This is a genomic window from Hyphomicrobiales bacterium, assembly GCA_016125495.1.
Taxonomy (GTDB): Bacteria; Pseudomonadota; Alphaproteobacteria; order Rhizobiales; family RI-29; genus RI-29.
Map to the genome: position 1 here is coordinate 1 of WGLQ01000036.1, position 18,227 is coordinate 18,227.

Genomic DNA, 18,227 nt, shown 5'->3' on the forward strand with positions numbered 1-18,227 from the left:
CCCGATCTCCACCGCCCCCGGAACGTTGAAGCCCGAGGACATCCTCCCCCCCGCCTGAGCGCGAGGCCCGCGCGGGGCCGCCCCCCCCCCCCCCCCGCTCGACACACTGCTTTGAACTGCGGCGGCGATCTGGTAATCCTGACCTCGGCCGTCTACTTATATCGGTGGCGGGTGCGGCGCCCGCTCGGCTAGCCCCATAGAGACGGACGACCCATGCAGCGAGGGTGGAGGTAACGATGTTCATTCAGACGGAAAACACACCGAATCCGGCGACCCTCAAGTTCCTGCCGGGCCGGTCCGTGCTGGTCGACGGGACGGCCGACTTCAAGGCTCTTGCCGATGCCGTGGGTGTTTCGCCGCTCGCCGAGCGCATCTTCGCGGTCAATGGTGTTACGGGGGTTTTCCTCGGGCGCGACTTCATCTCGGTCAGCAAGGGCAACACCTGCGAGTGGCCTCACATCAAGCCGGCCATCCTCGGCGCCATCATGGAGCACTTCATGTCCGGCGCGCCGGCGCTGGCGGCCGACGGCGCCGACGACGGTGCCAGGGGGGAGTACTCCGAGGACGACGCGGAGATCGTCGCGACGGTCAAGGAATTGCTCGCGACCCGCGTCCGCCCGGCGGTTGCCCAGGACGGTGGCGACATCACCTTCCATGGCTACCGCGATGGTGTCGTTTATCTCCAGATGCGCGGTGCCTGCTCGGGCTGTCCGAGTTCCACGGCGACGCTGAAGAACGGCATCGAAAACCTCCTGCGGCACTTCGTGCCCGAGGTTCAGGAAGTGCGTCCGGTCTGATCGCACGATCCGCTGGTAGAGAGGGGTCCGCTCGGCAGCCACCGCTGTCGCGGCGGGCCGTGTACGACCGGTCGCTCCGATCGGCCGACCAACCGCCATCCCCCACCCACAAATTCGATTGGAGAGGACCGCCATGTCAGGACCGATATCCGATTCCGCCCTCGACCAGATTTTCCTCGAGGCCCGCACCCAGAACGCCTGGCAGGCCCGCGACGTGCCGGACGACCTGCTCCGCCGTCTCGTCGACATTCTGAAAATGGGCCCGACGAGCGCCAACTGCTCGCCGATGCGCGTGGTCTTCGTCAAATCGAAGGGGGCCAAGGAGCGCTTGCGCCCGCACCTTGCCGCCGGCAACGTCGACAAGACCATGGCCGCCCCGGTCACCGCCATCATCGGCTACGACCTCGAATTCCACGAGCAGCTTCCCAAGCTCTTTCCCCACACCGATGCGCGCAGCTGGTTCGCCGGCAAGCCCGCGCACATTCGCACCACCGCCATCCGCAACGGCACGTTGCAGGGCGCCTACCTGATCGTCGCCGCCCGCGCGCTCGGCCTCGATGCCGGTCCCATGTCCGGCTTCGACAATGCCGGAGTCACCGGGGAGTTCTTTGCCGGAACCAGCGTCGAAGCCGATTTCCTATGCAACCTGGGCTATGGCGACCCGACCGGGCTCTTCCCGCGCTCGCCGCGCTTCGAGTTCGACGAAATGGCCCGCATCGTCTGAAGCTGGTCGGGACCCTCCACCGCGGCGGTTGCCCGCCTGCGTCCCGCCCGTTATGTCCGGTCATGATCGTCCTCGGCCTCGACACCTGCTTTGCCGCCTGCTCCGTCGCCCTCGCCCGCTTCGATGGGGCCGACGGCGATGGCGTGCTGCTGACCCATCGTTTCGAATTGCCTGGAACGGGTCATGCCGAGCGGCTGGCGCCGATGATCCGTGAGGCGGTGACCGAAGCGGGCATCGCATTCGGCGAGATCACGCGCCTCGCCGTCACCGTCGGACCTGGCAGCTTCACGGGCGTGCGCGTCGCCGTCGCCGCTGCCCGCGCCCTGGCGCTGGCGGCCGGGGCCGAGGTGGCGGCGGTCGACAGCCTCGTGGTCATGCGCGAGACGGCCATCCGCCGTCTGAGCGAGGCAGCATCAACGGCATCGTCGCGTGCAGCCGGGCCGATCGTGCCACAAGGCGGTTGCGCGCCTCTCGTCGTTGCCGTCGATGCGCGGCGCGGTCAGCTCTATTGCCTCGATCAGGTGGCCACCGGCCTGCGGGCCTTGGCCCGTCTTTCGACCGTCGACGACGTGGCGGCGGCCCTGCCCGACCGGGTCCTGATCGTCGGCTCGGGTGGCCGCATTTTGATGCAGTCGTCTCGGATCGACATGCCCGGCTGGTCGACGGCGCTATCGGACCTCATGCCCGATGCCCGTGACCTTGTCCGCCTCACCCCGCTCCTACCGATCCAGGCCGCCGGCACGCTCGCCCCGCACTATTCGCGGCCACCGGACGCCAAGCCCCAGACGGGCGCCGTTCTGGCGCGAAGACCCTGAGAAGTCCCGGAGGTCTCGCCATGACCGCAGGACCACAGGCACCGCTCACCGTATTGAGCGCCGCCGATGCCGAGGCCGCATCGCTGCTCCATGGGCTCTGCTTTGCAGAGGCTTGGCAGGCGGACGCCCTGGCGGCCCTTGCTTCTGACCCGAGCGGGCTGGCGCTGGCCGTCTGGTGCGCGTGTGACGAACTCGGCGGCCTCGTGATCGCTCGCCTCGCTGCCGACGAGTCCGAGATCCTGACCCTGGCCGTGCATCCCGAGCATCGCCGTCGCGGTATCGCGCGCAAACTGCTGACCGGGCTTGCCCGAGACTTGACCGCTCGCGGCATAGCTCGTTTGTTTCTCGAGGTTGCGACATCGAACGTTGCGGCCGTCGCACTTTATCGCGGCCTCGGCTTCGTTGAGGTCGGCCTGCGAAGAGGCTACTACGCAGCGAGCGGCGACGATGCACTCGTGATGCGGCTCGATCTGGCGCCGCACGCGGGGCCCGACGTACGGCGGGTGAGTGACGGGAGAAGCATGTGACGGCAGGCAACCCGAAGCCGAAATCGCGCCTCGAGGAGCTGTGCGCCCAGAAGGGGATGCGCATGACCGGCCAGCGCCGGGCCATCGCGCGTGTGCTCTCCCAGACAAAGGATCACCCGGACGTCGAGGAACTCCACCGCCGCGTCACCGCCGTCGACGCCCGCATCTCGCTGTCGACCGTCTATCGCACGGTGCGTCTCTTCGAGGAGAACGGCATTCTGGAGCGCCACGATTTCGGCGCCGGACGGGCGCGATACGAACGGGCCACGCGCGAGCACCACGACCACCTCATCGATACCGAGACCGGCACCGTGATCGAGTTTCGCGACGAGGAGATCGAATTGCTGCAGGAGCGGGTCGCACGCCGGCTGGGCTACGAACTGGTGGGCCATCGCCTAGAGCTCTATGGCCGCCGAGTGGACAAGAGCACATGAGCGCCGTTCGCGGCGCCCGGCGCCTCGTCCTGTTCCTCGCCTTCACGCTGCCGATGATGCTCGTGCAGTTCCTTGCGCTCCGCGTCAGCCCGAGGCTCGCGGCGCGCATACCGGTCTGGTACCATCGCCGGGTCGCCGCCATCCTCGGCTTGCGGGTGAAAGTCACCGGGCAGCTCGATCCCGACCGGCCGGCGCTTCTCCTGTCCAACCATATTTCCTGGCTCGACATCGTCGTTCTCGGCTCGGTGGCGCCGGTCTCCTTCGTTGCCAAGCGCGAGGTGGGCGAGTGGCCGTTCGTCTCCTGGCTCGCGCGCCTCCAGCAGACCATTTTCGTCGACCGCGAGCGCCGCACGTCGTTGCCGGAAATCGCCGCCAGGATGGGCGAGCGGATGGCCGAGGGGGGCAATGTGGTGCTCTTTCCCGAAGGCACCAGCGGCGACGGCAACCGGGTGCTCGCCTTCAAGAGTTCCCTCATCGCGCCGGTTTTCGCCGAGGCCGGCGGCCCGACGGACACGCCGCGCCCGCAGGTGCGCACGTGCGCGATCGCCTACACACGCTTGCAGGGTCTGCCGATCGGCCGCGCCGGGCGCCCCCTGGTCGCATGGTACGGCGACATGGACATGTTCACGCACGGCTGGGGTGTCTTGCGTTCGCCCCCGATCGAGGTTCACGTGGTCATCGACCCGCCGCTCGAGATCACGGAGTTTCCGGACCGCAAGACGCTGACCGCCTATGCCGAGGGTCGTGTTGCCGAGCAGGTCGCGCGCCTGCTGCGCACGGGGGGCGTTGCGGCGGGCGGGCCCAAGCGTGACGCCCGGCCGGCGGCGGCCTTGACCGGTGAGGGGCATCGCCCGGCACTGGACGCGCCGGGCGGCGGCGCCTAAAGCGGGTTGCGGCTTCGGCGCGGGCGTGAGTATGCGCCGGAAAGCGCGAGGCCGGCGGAACAGGTGACGGAGCATGGACGAGTTGGAACGGAACTTGAGTGGCACGCATCCGATCGAGTCCGAATCGGAAAGCGGGTCTGTCGCCATGCCTTCGAAGCGCGTTCACATCAAATCGTTCGGTTGTCAGATGAACGTCTACGACTCCGAGCGCATGGCCGAGGCCCTCGCCCCGCTCGGCTACGTCGAGACCGCCGAGCCCACCGAGGCCGACGTCATCGTGCTCAACACCTGCCACATCCGCGAAAAGGCCGCCGAGAAGGTCTATTCCGAACTCGGCCGCCTGCGCCGCATCAAGGCCGAGCGTCGCGGCCGTGGCAAGGAAACGATGGTGGCGGTTGCCGGCTGCGTGGCCCAGGCCGAGGGCGCCGAGATCGTCCGCCGCGCGCCCGTCGTCGATCTGGTTGTCGGGCCGCAGAGCTATCACCGCCTGCCCGACCTCCTTTTTCGCGCCCGCCAGGAAGGCCGCAGCCTCGTGCTCACCGAGTTCCCGGAGGAGGACAAGTTCGCCCACCTGCCGGCCCGCCGGCCCAAGGGCGCGCCGGCCGCATTCCTGACGGTCCAGGAGGGGTGCGACAAGTTCTGCACGTTCTGTGTGGTGCCCTATACCCGGGGCGCCGAACTCTCGCGTCCGCTCGCCCGGGTCCTCGCCGAGGCGCGCGAGCTGGTCGACGCGGGCGCCCGCGAGATCACCCTGCTCGGTCAGAACGTCAACGCCTACCACGGCGAGACGCCGACCGGCGGTGTGGCATCGCTCGCCACGCTGCTGTCCCGACTGGCCGAGATCGACGGTCTGGATCGCTTGCGTTATGCGACCTCGCATCCCCGCGACATGACCCGCGAGCTGATCGCCGCGCACGCCACGAACCCCAAGCTGATGCCCTATCTCCATCTGCCGTTCCAGGCGGGCTCGGACCGGATCCTGGCCGCCATGAACCGCAAGCACACGGCTGGCGAATACGTCGCACTCATCGATCGTATTCGCGAGGCGCGTCCCGACATCGCGATGTCCACCGACATCATCGTTGGTTTTCCGGGTGAGACGGAGGCCGATTTCGAAGCCACCATGGAGGTGGTGCGCAGGGTCGGCTTCGCGCAGGCCTACTCCTTCAAGTACAGCGCCCGCCCCGGCACCCCCGCCGCCACCATCGACGCCCAGGTCGACGAAGAGGTCGCGAGCGACCGTCTGCATCGGCTCCAGGCCCTCCTCACCGAACAGCAGGAGGCCTTCAATGTCGCGTGCGTCGGCCGCACGCTCGATGTCCTGCTCGAGCGCCCGGCCGCCCGCCGTCCCGGCCACCTCGTCGGCCGTTCGCCCTATCTCCAGTCGGTTCATGTCGAAGTGCCGGCCCAATTCGTTGGACAAATCGTCGCGGTGGACATCGTTGACGCTGGCGCGACCAGCCTCACCGGTGTCATAAAAGCGGCACGACAGGGGAATATGCAGGTTGCCTGACACCTGGAAAGGTCGAAACTTGTCAGCCCGAGAGGACACCTCGATTGGCTCAGCGGCGCGCGCGATCGCCGGAAGGCGACATGGCCACCGATAGCGGACGCGCACCATTGCAGAGACTGGTGATACCCTTCGAGGACAATCGGCTTCTGGCCGCGCTGGTCGGCGAGTTCGACCGTCATCTCGCGCTGATCGAGGATCGCCTCGGCGTGCAAGCTGCCGCGCGCGGCAATGTCATCACCGTGACCGGCAGCCGCGAACGCTGCGACATGGCCCGGGATGTGCTGCAGGTCCTTTACCGCAGGTTGGAGACCGGCGTCATGGTCAGTACCGGCGATGTCGATGGCGCGATCCGCCACGCCCTCGCGCCGTCCGCCGCGACGCCCGGGGAGGGGCGCGACACGGCGCAGCTCGTCGGTGAGCTTGCCCAGGTGCGCACCCGAAAGCGCATCGTCACGGCCCGCACCCCGATGCAGAGTGCCTACCTCAAGGCTCTCGAGCGCCACGAACTGGTCATCGCGACCGGGCCCGCCGGCACCGGCAAGACCTATCTCGCCGTGGCCGCCGCCGCCGCCCGCCTCGAGGCCGGCGAGGTGGAGCGCATCATCCTCTCGCGCCCGGCCGTCGAGGCTGGCGAGCGCCTCGGCTTCCTTCCGGGCGACATGCGCGAGAAGGTCGATCCCTATTTGCGTCCGCTCTATGACGCGCTCTATGATGTGCTGCCGGCCGAGAAGGTCGAGCGGGGCATCGACAATCAGGTCATCGAGATCGCGCCTCTCGCTTTCATGCGCGGCCGCACGCTGTCCCATGCGTTCGTCATCCTGGACGAAGCCCAGAACTGCACGAGCATGCAGATGAAAATGTTCCTGACCCGACTCGGCGAAGGCTCGCGCATGGTGGTGACGGGTGACCCGACCCAGGTCGATCTGCCGCCCGGTCAGCGCTCGGGCCTCACCGAGGCGACCGAGCGGCTCCGGGGGATCGACGAGATCGCGATGGTGGCATTCACCGGTGCCGACGTGGTCCGCCATGCCCTGGTCGCCAAGATCGTCGCGGCCTACGAGAGCGACGGCACGAAACGATGAGCGATCCCTCGCGCGACCGAGAATGCCGCGCCGGCGGTTCGGCCGGCCTTCAACTCGAAGTCGATGTCATCGGCGAGCATGAGCCCTGGCTCGCTTTCGCCGATTTGACCGCAGCCCTCGATGCCGCGGCCCGAGTGGCGATCGAGTTCGCCGCCGCCGATGGACAACGGGCGCTTTCGGCATGGCTGACGGGCAGGCGCGCCGGCGTGACCATTCTCCTTTGCGACGACGCCACGATGGCCGACCTCAACGGACGCTTTCGCGGCAAGCCCTCGCCGACCAATGTGCTGTCCTTTCCTGGGGCGCCGGACGCATCGCACCTGCCGCCGGGGGAGGTCTTCGGCCTCGGCGACGTCGCGCTCGGCTACGAGACCGTCGTGGCGGAGGCGGCCGGCCTCGGCCGTTCGTTGCGCGATCACGCGATGCATCTTGCGGTGCACGGCACGCTCCATCTCCTCGGCTACGATCATGAAGACGACGGCGAGGCCGATCGCATGGAGGAGATCGAGATTCGGGTTCTGGCGGAGCTCGGGGTCGCGAATCCTTACGAGTCCGATGCAGTGGTCGAAAGTGCGGGTTGAGTGATGAGCAGTGACAGCGGGCCCGGTCCGAGGGACGCCAGCGGCAATGACGATACCTCGAACGGTAACGGCAATGGTGGCGACAGTCCCGGCTGGTTGCGATCCCTGAGGGCCAAACTCGGCCTTTCGGGCTCGCCTTCCCTGCGTGACACCCTCGAGATGGCCCTCAAGCAGGGCTCCCAGAGCGCCGAGGCGTTCTCTTCCCAGGAGCGCGAGATGCTGTTGCGCATCCTGCGTTTCGGTGGCCTCAAGGTGTTCGACGTGATGGTGCCGCGCGCCGACATCGTCGGTGTCGACGAGCGTGCCAGCATGGGAGATCTGGTGCGCCTGTTCGAGGAAGCGGGCCATTCACGCGTGCCGATTTTCCGCGAGTCTTTGGATGACCTGCGCGGCATGATCCACATCAAGGACGTCATGTCCTGGCTCGCCGACCGGATTGCCCCGCCCGGCACCGGCAATGACGCGAACGAGGACATCGACCTGCACGCCCCGGCCATACCGTCTGGTACGCCGGTTGCGGCTGTGGTGTCCGCGCCCGGGCAGGCGGCGTCGCCAACGCAAGCAAGTCCCGTCGCCGAGGGCGCGACCGCCCGGCCCGTCGAACAGGCGGCGGAACCGCCGCGACCGGGCGGACTCCTCGACATGGAGAAATTCGCCGCGGATCTCGCCCGCCCGATTTCCTCCACACGGCTCCGACGCGAAGTGCTTTTCGTGCCGCCCTCGATGCCCGTCGTCAACCTGCTGTTGCGGATGCAGTCGACCCGCATTCATCTCGCCATGGTGGTGGACGAGTACGGTGGCACCGACGGCCTGGTCTCCATCGAGGACCTCGTCGAGGAGATCGTCGGCGACATCGAGGACGAGCACGACGACGACGAGGCCGAGCTGATCGCCGAGGTCCCCCGCCTCGGCCTGGTGGCATCGGCCCGTGCGCCGATCGACGAGGTCGAGGAGTTCCTTGGACTGAGCCTGCTGGAGGAGGACGAGGAGGAGGATATCGATACCTTGGGCGGCCTCGTCTTTTCCATGGCGGGACGCGTGCCCGTGCGCGGCGAGTTGATCCGCCACCCTTCGGGAGTCGAATTCGAGGTCCTCGATGCCGATCCGAGGCGCATACGCCGCATCCGTATCCACCGCCGCTCCGGAGCGCCCGGAGCGCCCGTAGCCGAGCCCAAGCCCGCCTGAGCCCGATGCGCGTGGCGCGAGGCGATGGCCTGAACGGGGCTGGCGATGCGCGCCCGGCCAAACTCTCCCTCTGGTTGGCCGCTCCCCTTTCCCTGTCGCTCGGTGCGGTTGCCATCCTCGGGCTTCAGCCGTTCGCGATCTGGCCGCTGTTTTTCGTTTCCCTTTCAGGCCTCGTCTGGCTGCTCGACCGCCTGGCCAGCGAGCGCACGGATCGTCGGGAGCGGCTGCGCGCCTTCGCACTGGTCGGCTGGAGCTACGCCTTCGGTTATCATCTCACCGGGTTGCACTGGATCGGCGCCGCATTTCTCGTCGAGGCCGAGCAGTTCGGGTGGCTGCTGCCATTCGCGATTACGCTCCTGCCAGCCGGCCTTTCCCTCTTCATGGCCGCTGCCGTTGCCCTTGTCGGCATGATTTGGCAGCCAGGGACGGTCTCTCGGATCCTGGCGTTCGCCGTCGCGGTCTCCATTTTCGAGCTGGCGCGCTCGAGCGTGCTGACCGGCTTTCCTTGGAACACGCTCGGCTATTGGCTGACGATGGAGCCTGCGCTCGCCCAGTCGGTCAGCCTCGTTGGGGTCGAGGGACTTCTGCCGCTCGCGGTGCTCGTCTTCTCGTTGCCAGCGCTGTTGTTCTCTCCGTTCGCTCCGGGGCGCTCCGCTGCCATCGGTGCCCGGTTCCTGGCCGGCATTGTGCTCCTTGGCCTCGCTTGCGCTTGGACCTGGGGCGCCGCGCGCCTCGCCTCCGCTCCCGCGCTCGCCACGGGAAATTCGAGCGGTGCTCCGCTGCTCCGGCTCGTGCAACCGAGCATTCCGCAGCGCGAGAAGTGGAAACCGGGCAATGCGCGACCGATTTTCGATCTCCTCAAGTCGCTCAGCCGCAATCGCAGCGACGGCCGCACGGACGACATGGCCGCGGTCACCCACCTCGTCTGGCCGGAATCGGTCTTCCCGTTCGAGGTACTGCGTGACCGCGTCGCCCTCGAGGAGATCGCCGCGCTGCTCGCACCGGATCGCCACCTTGTGGCCGGGGCGCTGCGCATCGAGCGCCCCGGTGAGGTGGGTGGCGCCGTCGCCGACCCCTATGCCTTGAACAGCATCCTCGTGCTCGACGACGCCGGACGGCTCGCCACCAGACCCTACGACAAGAACCGCCTCGTGCCGTTCGGCGAGTTCCTGCCGCTGAAGGGCGTCCTCTCGGCGCTGGGCTTGCGAGCGCTCGTTCGCCAGCGCGCTGGCTTTGCATCGGGTGCTACGTCACCGCGCCTCGATGTCCCCGGCCTGCCGCCCGCCGTCGCGCTGATCTGCTACGAAGCGATCTTTCCGCAGGCGGCCTTCCCGGCTTCGTTGGCGACGGGGGGCGAGGCCGCGGTGCGGCCGGGCTGGCTGCTCAACGTCACCAACGATGCCTGGTTCGGTCGCTCCATCGGCCCCCATCAGCATCTCCATCATGCCCGGGTGCGCGCGCTGGAGCAGGGGCTCCCGCTCGTGCGCGTGGCGAACAACGGGATCACCGCGCTCGTCGATCCGTTCGGACGCATCGTCTCTCGACTCGAACTCGACCATCGCGGAACGCTCGACGTCGTTCTTCCGCCGCCGCTCGCCCCGACGCCATTCTCGCGCTTCGGCCGCAATGCGGTTTTCGTCCTGTTGCTGTTGCTCTGTGCGACAACCTGGCTGGCCCTCCCGGTTCGCGGCATGGACGAGCCCACTCGCCTTGCTTGACGCATGCGTGAACGACCTCGTATGAACCTTCCGACCTTGGTCTGATGGGATCGTCGGAGATTCTGGCGACCGTCGTCACGAGGCAACGGCGGTTGGGCCGAAGGTAGGGGCCAAGGGAATGGACGACGCGGCGCCGAAGCGGCCGAATCCGGTGGATGTTCACGTCGGTGGGCGCGTCCGTCTGCGGCGCATGCTGCTGGGGATGAGCCAGGAGCGGCTGGGTGAGCAGATGAACCTCACCTTCCAGCAGGTCCAGAAGTACGAGAAGGGCGCCAATCGCATCGGCGCGAGCCGCCTGCACCAGATCGCCGGAATACTCGGCGTGCCGGTCGCCTATTTCTTCGAGGAACTCACCTATCAGTCGACCGCCGTCGGTCAGCCCGGCTTCGCCGAGGATGGCCGCGACGGCAGCGTCATGGATTTTCTGAACAGCCGCGAGGGAATGGAACTCAACCGCGCGTTCATGCGCATCCAGTCGCCGAAACTGCGCCGTAGCATCATCGAGCATGTGCGCGCGATCGCCGACCGCGAGTCCGAGGACCAAGGCTAGTCCGGCCCGCTCGCGAGGCTTGACGTCGTCGCCCCATTGAAGGTACTGAAGGCGGGCTCGCCCGCGCCTTCACGCGGGCCTTTTGTTTCGACCGCTCCCCGCGCGCGGGTCGAGCGTGGCAGAACGGCACGCACGAGGAATTCCGACATGGCAAGGCGTTGTGAACTGACCGGCAAGGGCGTGATGACGGGGAACAACGTCAGTCATGCGAACAACAAGACTCGGCGCGAGTTTCGCCCGAACCTTTGCCAAGTGTCGCTGTTGAGCGATGTGCTGGGCCGCTCGATCCGTCTTCGCGTCAGCGCGCATGCGCTCCGCTCGGTCGAGCACCGCGGCGGCATCGACGCGTTCCTGCTCAAGGCTTCCGACGACGAGCTGTCCGATCGCGCTCTCAAGCTGAAGCGCGAGATCGCAAAGGCCCGTGCGTCCGCGAGCGAAACTGCCGCGGCCTGAAGCCATCGACGGTCGCGGTTTCAGCGGTTCCCGCTCTCGAGCCTGAAGACGAGCAGCAGGTTGCGCTGCAGGAAGCGGAAATTGTCGTCCGAGACAACGGTCACGATCGTCTCGCCGGCGGCATTTCGGTGTGCCGCGACCCCTTCCATGTTGTCGATCTGATAACCACCGTCGGCATCGAAGAGCGTCTCGCCGACGAGCACGGCGTTCGCACGAATGCTTTGCGCCGGGATCAGCCGCAATCGCATCCGGATGCCATCCGACCAGCTGAACCGCCGCTCGAGCACGATGAGGTCGCCATCGGGCGTCGTGGCAGCGTCCGTGACGTCATAGCCGTCGATCTCGGTGAGGAATATTTCCTCGGGCGCGCCCTTCGGTCCGAGAATCCAGCCGCGCAAATGCCCGCGTCCGTCCTTGCGTCCTTCCGCGAAGATGATGGTACGCCCGGCGAGCCGACCAGAACGGAAATGGGCGATCGTCTCGATGCCGCGGTTCGCGTGGAAGCGCTTCACGTAGTCCGGCAGCGCGAGGTATGTGGCGCGCCCATCGATCGCTCCGTTGTCGATCGAAAAGCGGGCGACCCGGTGCAGTCGCTCGAATGAAACGAGCACTTCACCGCGCTCGAGCGTGCCCGAGACGAGGGTGACCCCCTCGGCATCGACCTCGCGTACGCCAGCGAGCTTGCGCCCGTCCTTGGCCCGCAGCGGACCGACGCGAACGTCCGTGAGCCCGGTCGGTGCCTCGCCCTGGCGCTCGAGTTTCGCGGACAGCCAGAATCCGGCATCCGAGACCACCACGAGACGCGAGCCGTCCGGCGAAACCTCGAGGCCGGAAAAGCCGCCGAAATAGTTCGACGGCGAGGTCATCGAGAGGCCGCCGAGGAAGGTCAACCGGCCGAACCGTTGTTCGCCGTTGCCCTTGAATGAAGCGATCCGCCTGGAGCGGACGGTGATGGTGTGGATGTCGAGAGCTTCGATGTCCGGTTTGGCCGTGCTCGGCGCCGCGCTCGTAACGAGGAGACCGGACGCCAGCGTGGCCACACACAGCATGCCGGCGAGAACACCGCGCCAGCCGGCCGCGCGACCGGGCCCAGTCGTTCGGGCCCGGTGTTCCTGCGGTCCCGCACGTCTCATCGAGCAGCGGTCCGAGCGGGCATGCGCCTCCCGGCGGCCCCGCGCCGCCTGCCGGGCCCGGCGCCGATCTGGCGCGGCTCCTTTTCCTCGAACATCTCGACCAGCTTGTCGGTCATGGCGCCCGCAAGCTCGCTCGGATCGGTGATCGTCACGGCCCGGCGATAATAACGTGTCACATCATGCCCGATGCCGATGGCGATGAGCTGCACGGGCGAGCGAGTCTCGATCTCCTCGATCACCTTACGGAGGTGCTGCTCGAGATAGGAGCCGCTGTTGACCGAGAGCGTGGAGTCGTCCACGGGCGCGCCATCCGAAATCATCATCAGGATCCGCCGCTGCTCGGTGCGCGCGAGCAACCGATTGTGTGCCCAGGTCAGCGCCTCGCCGTCGATATTCTCCTTGAGCAGCCCCTCGCGCATCATCAGGGCGAGATTACGCTTCGTGCGCCGCCAGGGCGCGTCCGCGGGCTTGTAGATGATGTGGCGCAGATCGTTGAGCCGCCCTGGCGCTGGCGGGCGGTGATTGGCGAGCCACTGCTCGCGCGAACTCCCCCCCTTCCAGGCACGGGTGGTGAAGCCGAGGATCTCGACTTTTACGCCGCAGCGCTCGAGCGTGCGCGCGAGGATGTCGGCGCAGCATGCCGCCACCATGATCGGCCGGCCCCGCATCGAGCCCGAATTGTCGAGCAGCAGCGTGACGACGGTGTCGCGGAATTCCGTGTCGCGCTCCTGCTTGAAGGAGAGCGGATGCATCGGGTCGATGACGACGCGCGTCAGCCGCGCCACGTCGAGCGCCCCCTCCTCGAGATCGAAATCCCAGGAGCGGTTCTGCTGCGCCAGCAGCCGGCGCTGCAGCCGGTTGGCGATCCGCGCGACGGCGCCCTGGAAGACCCGCAGCTCCTTGTCGAGGAAGACCCTGAGCCGCTCCAATTCCTCCGTCGAGCAGAGCTGCTCGGCCGGCACCTCCTCGTCGAAGGCATGGGTGTAGACCTTGTAGCCGAAGCGGGTCGGGTCATCGAGAACGGTCGAGTTGGCCCAACTCGGCTGATCGGTCTCGGCCGGATCATCGACCTCACCCTCGAGATCGGCCTGATCGGTGTCGGCCATGTCGGAATATTCGGTCTCGTCGCCGACCTCGCCTTCCGCGTACCGCTCGTCGGCGGCGCGCTGCGCGCTGTCGTCGCCCTCCCCCTCCTCGGCGCCATCCGTTTCGCCCTGGCCCTCGTCGCCCTCGGCGGTCTCTTCCTCGCTTTCGCTCTGCAGCGGTTCCATGTCGAGGTCGAGCGCGCGCAGCAGCTGGCGCATGTGGCGTCCGAAGGCGGCCTGGTTCTCGGCGAGACCATCCAGATCGTCGAGCAGACCGGATGCGCGCGCTTCGATGTGCTCACGCCATGCCTCGACGAGCCCGGCCGTCGAGCGCGGTGGCTCGAGCCCGGTGAGCCGCTGGCGAACGATCAGCGCGAGGGCCTCCTCGAGCGGTGCGTCGGAGCGCTCGCGCTGGCCGGCAAAGCGTCCGTCCTTGTAGTGGTCCTCGAGCCGCGCCGTCAGGTTGTCGGCCATGCCGCTCATGCGGTTGGTGCCGAGGGCCTCGATGCGGGCGCCCTCGACCGCCTCGAAGAGCTTGCGCGCCTCCCCAGCCGAGGGCGCGATGCGCGCGTGCAACTTGGCATCGTGACAGGCGGCGCGCAGCGCCAGGGCATCGGCATGGCCACGGATCACCGCCACCTCACGGGCTCCGGGAATCCGCGACGGCTCGGGTAGCCGGATGTTCTTGCCCTCGAGCCGCGGCGGGGCGGAGCCGTAGGTGACCTCGATCTCCTCCTCGCCGGCCACCGCCCGTGTGCACATCGCGACGGCACGCTTGAAGGGCTCGTTCGGCAGCGTCCTCGAGTTCTGTGACTTGGCCATGTGGGTTCCGCTTCAGTCCCCTCGCCGTTTCACCGGCCGCCCGCGCGGCCGGTCCGGCGCGCCCCGCGATCCGCTCAGCTCATCGCGACGTTCGCGGTGCTTTCGATCAACTCGGCTCCAAAGCAGCGCTGATAGAACTCCGCCACGAGGCCACGCTCCAATTCGTCACATTTGTTGACGAACGAGAGGCGCAGCGCGAGCCCGACGTCGTTGAAGATTTCGGCGTTTTCGGCCCAGGTGATGACGGTGCGCGGGCTCATCACCGTCGAGAGGTCGCCGTTGATGAAGGCATTGCGCGTCAGGTCCGCGACGCGCACCATCTTGGACACGATGTCGCGCTTGGCCTTGGTGTCGAACGACTTCACCTTGGCGAGCACGATCCGTGTCTCGGCGTCGTGCGGCAGATAATTCAGCGTCGTGACGATCGACCAGCGGTCCATCTGTCCCTGGTTGATCTGCTGCGTCCCGTGATAGAGGCCGGAGGTGTCCCCGAGGCCAATGGTGTTCGTGGTCGCGAACAACCGGAACGCCGGATGCGGGCGGATCACCTTGGTCTGGTCGAGCAGCGTGAGGCGTCCCGAGACCTCGAGCACGCGCCGGATGACGAACATCACGTCCGGTCGCCCGGCGTCGTACTCGTCGAAGACGAGCGCGGTGTTCGACTGCAGCGCATAGGGCAGGATGCCCTCGCGGAACTCCGTCACCTGCTTGCCGTCCTTGAGGACGATGGCGTCCTTGCCGATGAGGTCGATTCGGCTCACGTGGCTGTCGAGGTTGACGCGGATGCACGGCCACTTGAGGCGCGCGGCGACCTGCTCGATGTGCGTCGACTTGCCGGTGCCGTGATAGCCCTGGATGATCACGCGACGATTGTGGGCAAAGCCGGCGAGGATGGCGAGCGTGGTCTCGCGGTCGAAAATGTAGTCCGGGTCGAAGTCGGGAACGTGCTCGCTGCCCTTCTTGTAGGCCGGCACCACCAGATCGCTATCGATGCCGAACACATCGCGCACAGAAACGGTCGTATCCGGCAGTCCGGGGGTCCCCCCCGCGTTCTGGACACTCATTCGTTATGCAACCTTAGAAAGAGATGTTGTCGAGAGATGCTATGGCCCGCACGCCCGTCGGACCGCGGCAAGCCCACCCCGGACCCTCAGCAGAGGCCGGCTTGCTTGAGGTAGTTATAGGCTTGGATGACCTCGCGCAACTTGTCCTCTGAGGCCCGATCGCCGCCGTTCGCGTCCGGATGGTGACGCTTCACCAGCTCCTTGAAGCGGCGCTTGATGACGTCGGCCGTCGCTCGTTCGTCGAGTTCGAGGGCTCTGAGGCACTTGCGCTCGATGGTGCCGATCGAACGCCGCGACGAGGGGTGTGCGCTCGTGCTGTCCCCGTCCTCGAAGAACCCGTGCGGGTCGGCGCGCATTCGTTGGGCCCGGCGCCATCCGGCTGCCTGCTCGGGACTGGCCGCCGTACCGCGGGCCCATTTGTTGGCGCCCATGGTCCAGGTCGGACGGTGCCCGGTCGCGGCGGCTTCACGATACTCCGCGAGTTCCTCGTCCGACATGCCGGCGAAGTAATTGTAACTCTTGTTGTATTCCCGAACGTGATCGATGCAGAAGGTGAAGAACTCGCCTTCCCGCCCCCGGCCTTTCGGCGCACGATGGGTGCCGGACTGGGAACAGCCGGCATGCTGGCAACACGGGGCATCCGGCTCGGTGCGCTCCCGCTCCGGCTTGACGCGTATGCTGTCGAACAGTTCAGAATCGAGCTTCATGACTTGGGATTATGCGGCTGCGATGGTTTAGGAACAAGCACACGTCGCAAGTCGATCTTCCGGCGTGTCCGCCCCGCCATAGGGCGAGGTCCGCCCGGAAGGGCCAATCCGACGCCGGCTCGAGAGGAGGAACCGACCCGTGACCATGGACGAGCGCATCCGCATTCGCCTCGCCGAGCGCCTGGAGCCGTCGCACCTCGAGGTGATCAACGAGTCCCACCTCCACGCTGGCCATCACGGCTCGCCCGGCACGGGCGAAAGCCACTATCGTGTCGTCGTCTCGTCGCCCGCTTTCGTCGGGCTCTCCCGGCTCGCGCGCCACCGCTTGGTGAACGAGGCACTCGCTGCGGAATTGCGCGACGGGGTCCATGCGCTTGCGATCGTCGCGCGGGCGCCTGGAGAGGACATCGCCAGCTGAAGCCGGTGGCCACGTTCGCATGGCGCCAGCGGCCCTCGGCGGGCGCCAGGCTAGCGGTCGAGGCCGGTGATCGGCTCGCGCCCGCCGGTTCCGGGCAATGTCTCCAACGGTCCCGCTGCCCGGGCCAGATGCGCCTGGAACTCCGCGAAGGTCAGACCGCTCGCGTTGCGGCGGTGGAAGTAGACCCACTGCGCGAAGTGGCGCATCGCCGCGGTCGAGAGCGCGAGATCGATGGCCGCGTTCGGTGGCTCACGGTCGAGCAGCCAACGCATCGCACCCTTCAGCCTGAAGCGCGGCAGCAGCGGCGCGAGCACCGCCTCTGGCGGCGGACCGAGGTGCTGGAGGTGGTCGGCGACGGCGAGCGCGGCGCGGCGCGCGAAGTGGAAGGCGAGCCGGATGCCACCGGCCGTCGCCGGCGAAACGAGGCCGGCCGCATCACCGATGAGCAGCACCCCGGGCGCGGCGATGGGGCTCACCACGCCGCCGCACGGGATCACCCCCGAACGCCGCTCGACCACCTGACCCGATCGATAGTCGAAGAGGCTGTTCGTGCGCGCTTCGAATGCGGCAAGGTCGGGCCGGGCGCGATCGTGCACCGCGAGGCCGACCTGCGTCACGGTCGGACCAGGTGCCACCCAACCGAGGTAGCCGGGCGCCAGCCGGCTGTCGAGGAAGCAGTGAAGGAAGCGCTGGTCGACCTTGGCGAGGCCCTCGTATTCGGCCTCCACGCCAACCAGGAAACGGGTGTTGCGGCCAAGGCCGAAGGTTCGCGCGACGCGTGAGCGCGCGCCATCGGCGCCGATCAGATAGCGGGCCCGCAGCGTCGGCTCCGCCAGGCTCAACCCGCTCGCCTCGCGCTCCCCACCCCGAAAGCGCGCGTTGAAGTGAAGGTGCGCGCCCGCCCGCCGCGCCTCCTCCGCGAGCCATCGGAGGAGGTCGGCGGTCCGCGTCGTCAGGAAGTAGGAGCCGGGCGCATAGAGATCGATCGACCTGAGGCTCGGGCCATAGAGGCGCACGCCGTGGATCCGCCGGGTGAGCGAGTGCGGGATGTCGAGTTCCTCCGCCGCCTCCTTGACCAGGATGCCGGTGGTGTGGACGCGCGCGCCGGCCTCCGGCTTTCGCTCGATGACCGCCACCTTGAGCCCACGCATCGCCGCCGTTCTGGCGGCCACGAGGCCCGAAAAGCTCGCCCCCACGATGATGAGGTCGTACTCGGCGCTGCTGCTGGTCGACTTGCGCATATCCGGGTCCCGTTCTCGATGTCACGCGGCGCGCAACGATCTTTCGTCGTGGCCATTGGTGCCGCCCGAATATGGCAAAAGCCGTGCCCGTCTCGCACGAATTCGTCTGGCGTCTCCATTCCATCGTCACAACGGGCGGCCGAGGATCGGCGCTCACGGATGGAACCGAAGCTCTAGGAGACCTCAGATGATCCGCAAGATCGCAGCTTACGCCTTCGTCACCGCCTCTTCGATGCTGGTTGCTGGTTCGGCCTTCGCCGGCTGCGTGACCTACGTGCCGCGCTACTACGGCTGGTGAGCCGGCGCCGAGGCACCCAGGGGGACCGGATTGGTCCCCCATCCCTGGATTGAATGAGACCCGATCGAAACCCCACCCTTCAAGGAGACTTCCGATGATCCGCAAGATCGCAGCTTACGCCTTCGTCACCGCCTCTTCGATGCTCGTCGCTGGTTCGGCCTTCGCCGGCTGCGTCACCTACGTGCCCCGCTACTAC

At 67.5% G+C, this 18,227-nt stretch carries 19 protein-coding genes; 14 read left to right on the forward strand and 5 right to left on the reverse strand.

What is annotated here, in order from left to right:
• Positions 1 to 236: 236 nt before the first annotated feature.
• The 13 genes from GC150_17980 (at position 237) to GC150_18040 (ending at position 11,263) form a co-directional block, all read left to right on the forward strand.
• Positions 237 to 797 (forward strand): NifU family protein, encoded by a 561-nt coding sequence (locus GC150_17980; protein MBI1386795.1) that lies wholly within the window; start codon positions 237 to 239, stop codon positions 795 to 797.
• A gap of 133 nt (positions 798 to 930) precedes the next feature.
• Entirely contained in the window at positions 931 to 1,521 is a 591-nt protein-coding gene (locus tag GC150_17985) for a malonic semialdehyde reductase (GenBank protein MBI1386796.1), read from the forward strand.
• Positions 1,437 to 2,336 carry a tRNA (adenosine(37)-N6)-threonylcarbamoyltransferase complex dimerization subunit type 1 TsaB gene (gene tsaB / locus GC150_17990; protein ID MBI1386797.1) on the forward strand — a complete coding sequence of 300 codons (900 nt, stop codon included), beginning with the start codon at positions 1,437 to 1,439 and terminating at the stop codon, positions 2,334 to 2,336. The genes GC150_17985 and tsaB overlap by 85 nt, the downstream gene beginning before the upstream one ends.
• A gap of 20 nt (positions 2,337 to 2,356) precedes the next feature.
• Complete coding sequence (gene rimI, locus GC150_17995) at positions 2,357 to 2,863, forward strand: ribosomal-protein-alanine N-acetyltransferase (GenBank protein MBI1386798.1); 507 nt, start codon at positions 2,357 to 2,359, stop codon at positions 2,861 to 2,863.
• A gap of 56 nt (positions 2,864 to 2,919) precedes the next feature.
• Complete coding sequence (locus GC150_18000; GenBank protein ID MBI1386799.1) at positions 2,920 to 3,297, forward strand: transcriptional repressor; 378 nt, start codon at positions 2,920 to 2,922, stop codon at positions 3,295 to 3,297.
• Positions 3,294 to 4,181: a 1-acyl-sn-glycerol-3-phosphate acyltransferase gene (locus GC150_18005; GenBank protein ID MBI1386800.1), complete on the forward strand. Its 888-nt coding sequence runs from the start codon at positions 3,294 to 3,296 to the stop codon at positions 4,179 to 4,181. The genes GC150_18000 and GC150_18005 overlap by 4 nt, the downstream gene beginning before the upstream one ends.
• Positions 4,182 to 4,326: 145 nt before the next feature.
• Positions 4,327 to 5,694 carry a tRNA (N6-isopentenyl adenosine(37)-C2)-methylthiotransferase MiaB gene (gene miaB, locus GC150_18010; protein ID MBI1386801.1) on the forward strand — a complete coding sequence of 456 codons (1,368 nt, stop codon included), beginning with the start codon at positions 4,327 to 4,329 and terminating at the stop codon, positions 5,692 to 5,694.
• Positions 5,695 to 5,774: 80 nt separating this feature from the next.
• Positions 5,775 to 6,776 carry an AAA family ATPase gene (locus tag GC150_18015; protein MBI1386802.1) on the forward strand — a complete coding sequence of 334 codons (1,002 nt, stop codon included), beginning with the start codon at positions 5,775 to 5,777 and terminating at the stop codon, positions 6,774 to 6,776.
• Complete coding sequence (gene ybeY, locus GC150_18020) at positions 6,773 to 7,357, forward strand: rRNA maturation RNase YbeY (GenBank protein ID MBI1386803.1); 585 nt, start codon at positions 6,773 to 6,775, stop codon at positions 7,355 to 7,357. Before GC150_18015 ends, ybeY begins: the two co-directional genes overlap by 4 nt.
• A gap of 3 nt (positions 7,358 to 7,360) precedes the next feature.
• Positions 7,361 to 8,542, forward strand: a complete 1,182-nt coding sequence (locus GC150_18025) for a CBS domain-containing protein (GenBank protein MBI1386804.1) — start codon at positions 7,361 to 7,363, stop codon at positions 8,540 to 8,542.
• 5 nt (positions 8,543 to 8,547) lie between these two features.
• Positions 8,548 to 10,260, forward strand: a complete 1,713-nt coding sequence (gene lnt, locus GC150_18030) for an apolipoprotein N-acyltransferase (GenBank protein ID MBI1386805.1) — start codon at positions 8,548 to 8,550, stop codon at positions 10,258 to 10,260.
• Positions 10,261 to 10,378: 118 nt separating this feature from the next.
• Positions 10,379 to 10,810 (forward strand): helix-turn-helix domain-containing protein, encoded by a 432-nt coding sequence (locus GC150_18035; GenBank protein MBI1386806.1) that lies wholly within the window; start codon positions 10,379 to 10,381, stop codon positions 10,808 to 10,810.
• A 147-nt stretch (positions 10,811 to 10,957) separates the two neighbouring features.
• Positions 10,958 to 11,263, forward strand: a complete 306-nt coding sequence (locus GC150_18040) for a 50S ribosomal protein L28 (protein ID MBI1386807.1) — start codon at positions 10,958 to 10,960, stop codon at positions 11,261 to 11,263.
• 20 nt (positions 11,264 to 11,283) lie between these two features.
• On the opposite strand, the gene GC150_18045 is transcribed toward GC150_18040, so the two are convergent.
• The 4 genes from GC150_18045 to GC150_18060 all read right to left on the reverse strand — a co-directional run bounded on the left by GC150_18045 (position 11,284) and on the right by GC150_18060 (position 16,074).
• The gene (locus tag GC150_18045) at positions 11,284 to 12,396 is read right to left on the reverse strand and encodes a hypothetical protein (GenBank protein ID MBI1386808.1); all 1,113 of its coding nucleotides are present in this window, start codon (positions 12,394 to 12,396) and stop codon (positions 11,284 to 11,286) included.
• Complete coding sequence (cobT, locus tag GC150_18050) at positions 12,393 to 14,303, reverse strand: cobaltochelatase subunit CobT (GenBank protein ID MBI1386809.1); 1,911 nt, start codon at positions 14,301 to 14,303, stop codon at positions 12,393 to 12,395. Before cobT ends, GC150_18045 begins: the two co-directional genes overlap by 4 nt.
• 74 nt (positions 14,304 to 14,377) lie before the next feature.
• Positions 14,378 to 15,367, reverse strand: coding sequence for a cobaltochelatase subunit CobS (gene cobS / locus GC150_18055; GenBank protein MBI1386810.1), 990 nt, complete (start codon positions 15,365 to 15,367; stop codon positions 14,378 to 14,380).
• Between the two features lie 86 nt (positions 15,368 to 15,453).
• Positions 15,454 to 16,074 carry a DnaJ domain-containing protein gene (locus GC150_18060; GenBank protein ID MBI1386811.1) on the reverse strand — a complete coding sequence of 207 codons (621 nt, stop codon included), beginning with the start codon at positions 16,072 to 16,074 and terminating at the stop codon, positions 15,454 to 15,456.
• A 145-nt stretch (positions 16,075 to 16,219) separates the two neighbouring features.
• On the opposite strand from GC150_18060, the gene GC150_18065 reads away from it, so the two are divergent.
• A complete protein-coding gene (locus GC150_18065) occupies positions 16,220 to 16,492 on the forward strand; it encodes a BolA/IbaG family iron-sulfur metabolism protein (GenBank protein ID MBI1386812.1) in 273 nt (90 codons plus the stop codon).
• A gap of 50 nt (positions 16,493 to 16,542) precedes the next feature.
• Here GC150_18065 and GC150_18070 read toward each other — a convergent pair whose 3' ends face one another.
• Entirely contained in the window at positions 16,543 to 17,733 is a 1,191-nt protein-coding gene (locus tag GC150_18070) for an NAD(P)-binding protein (GenBank protein ID MBI1386813.1), read from the reverse strand.
• Positions 17,734 to 18,227 lie beyond the last annotated feature (494 nt).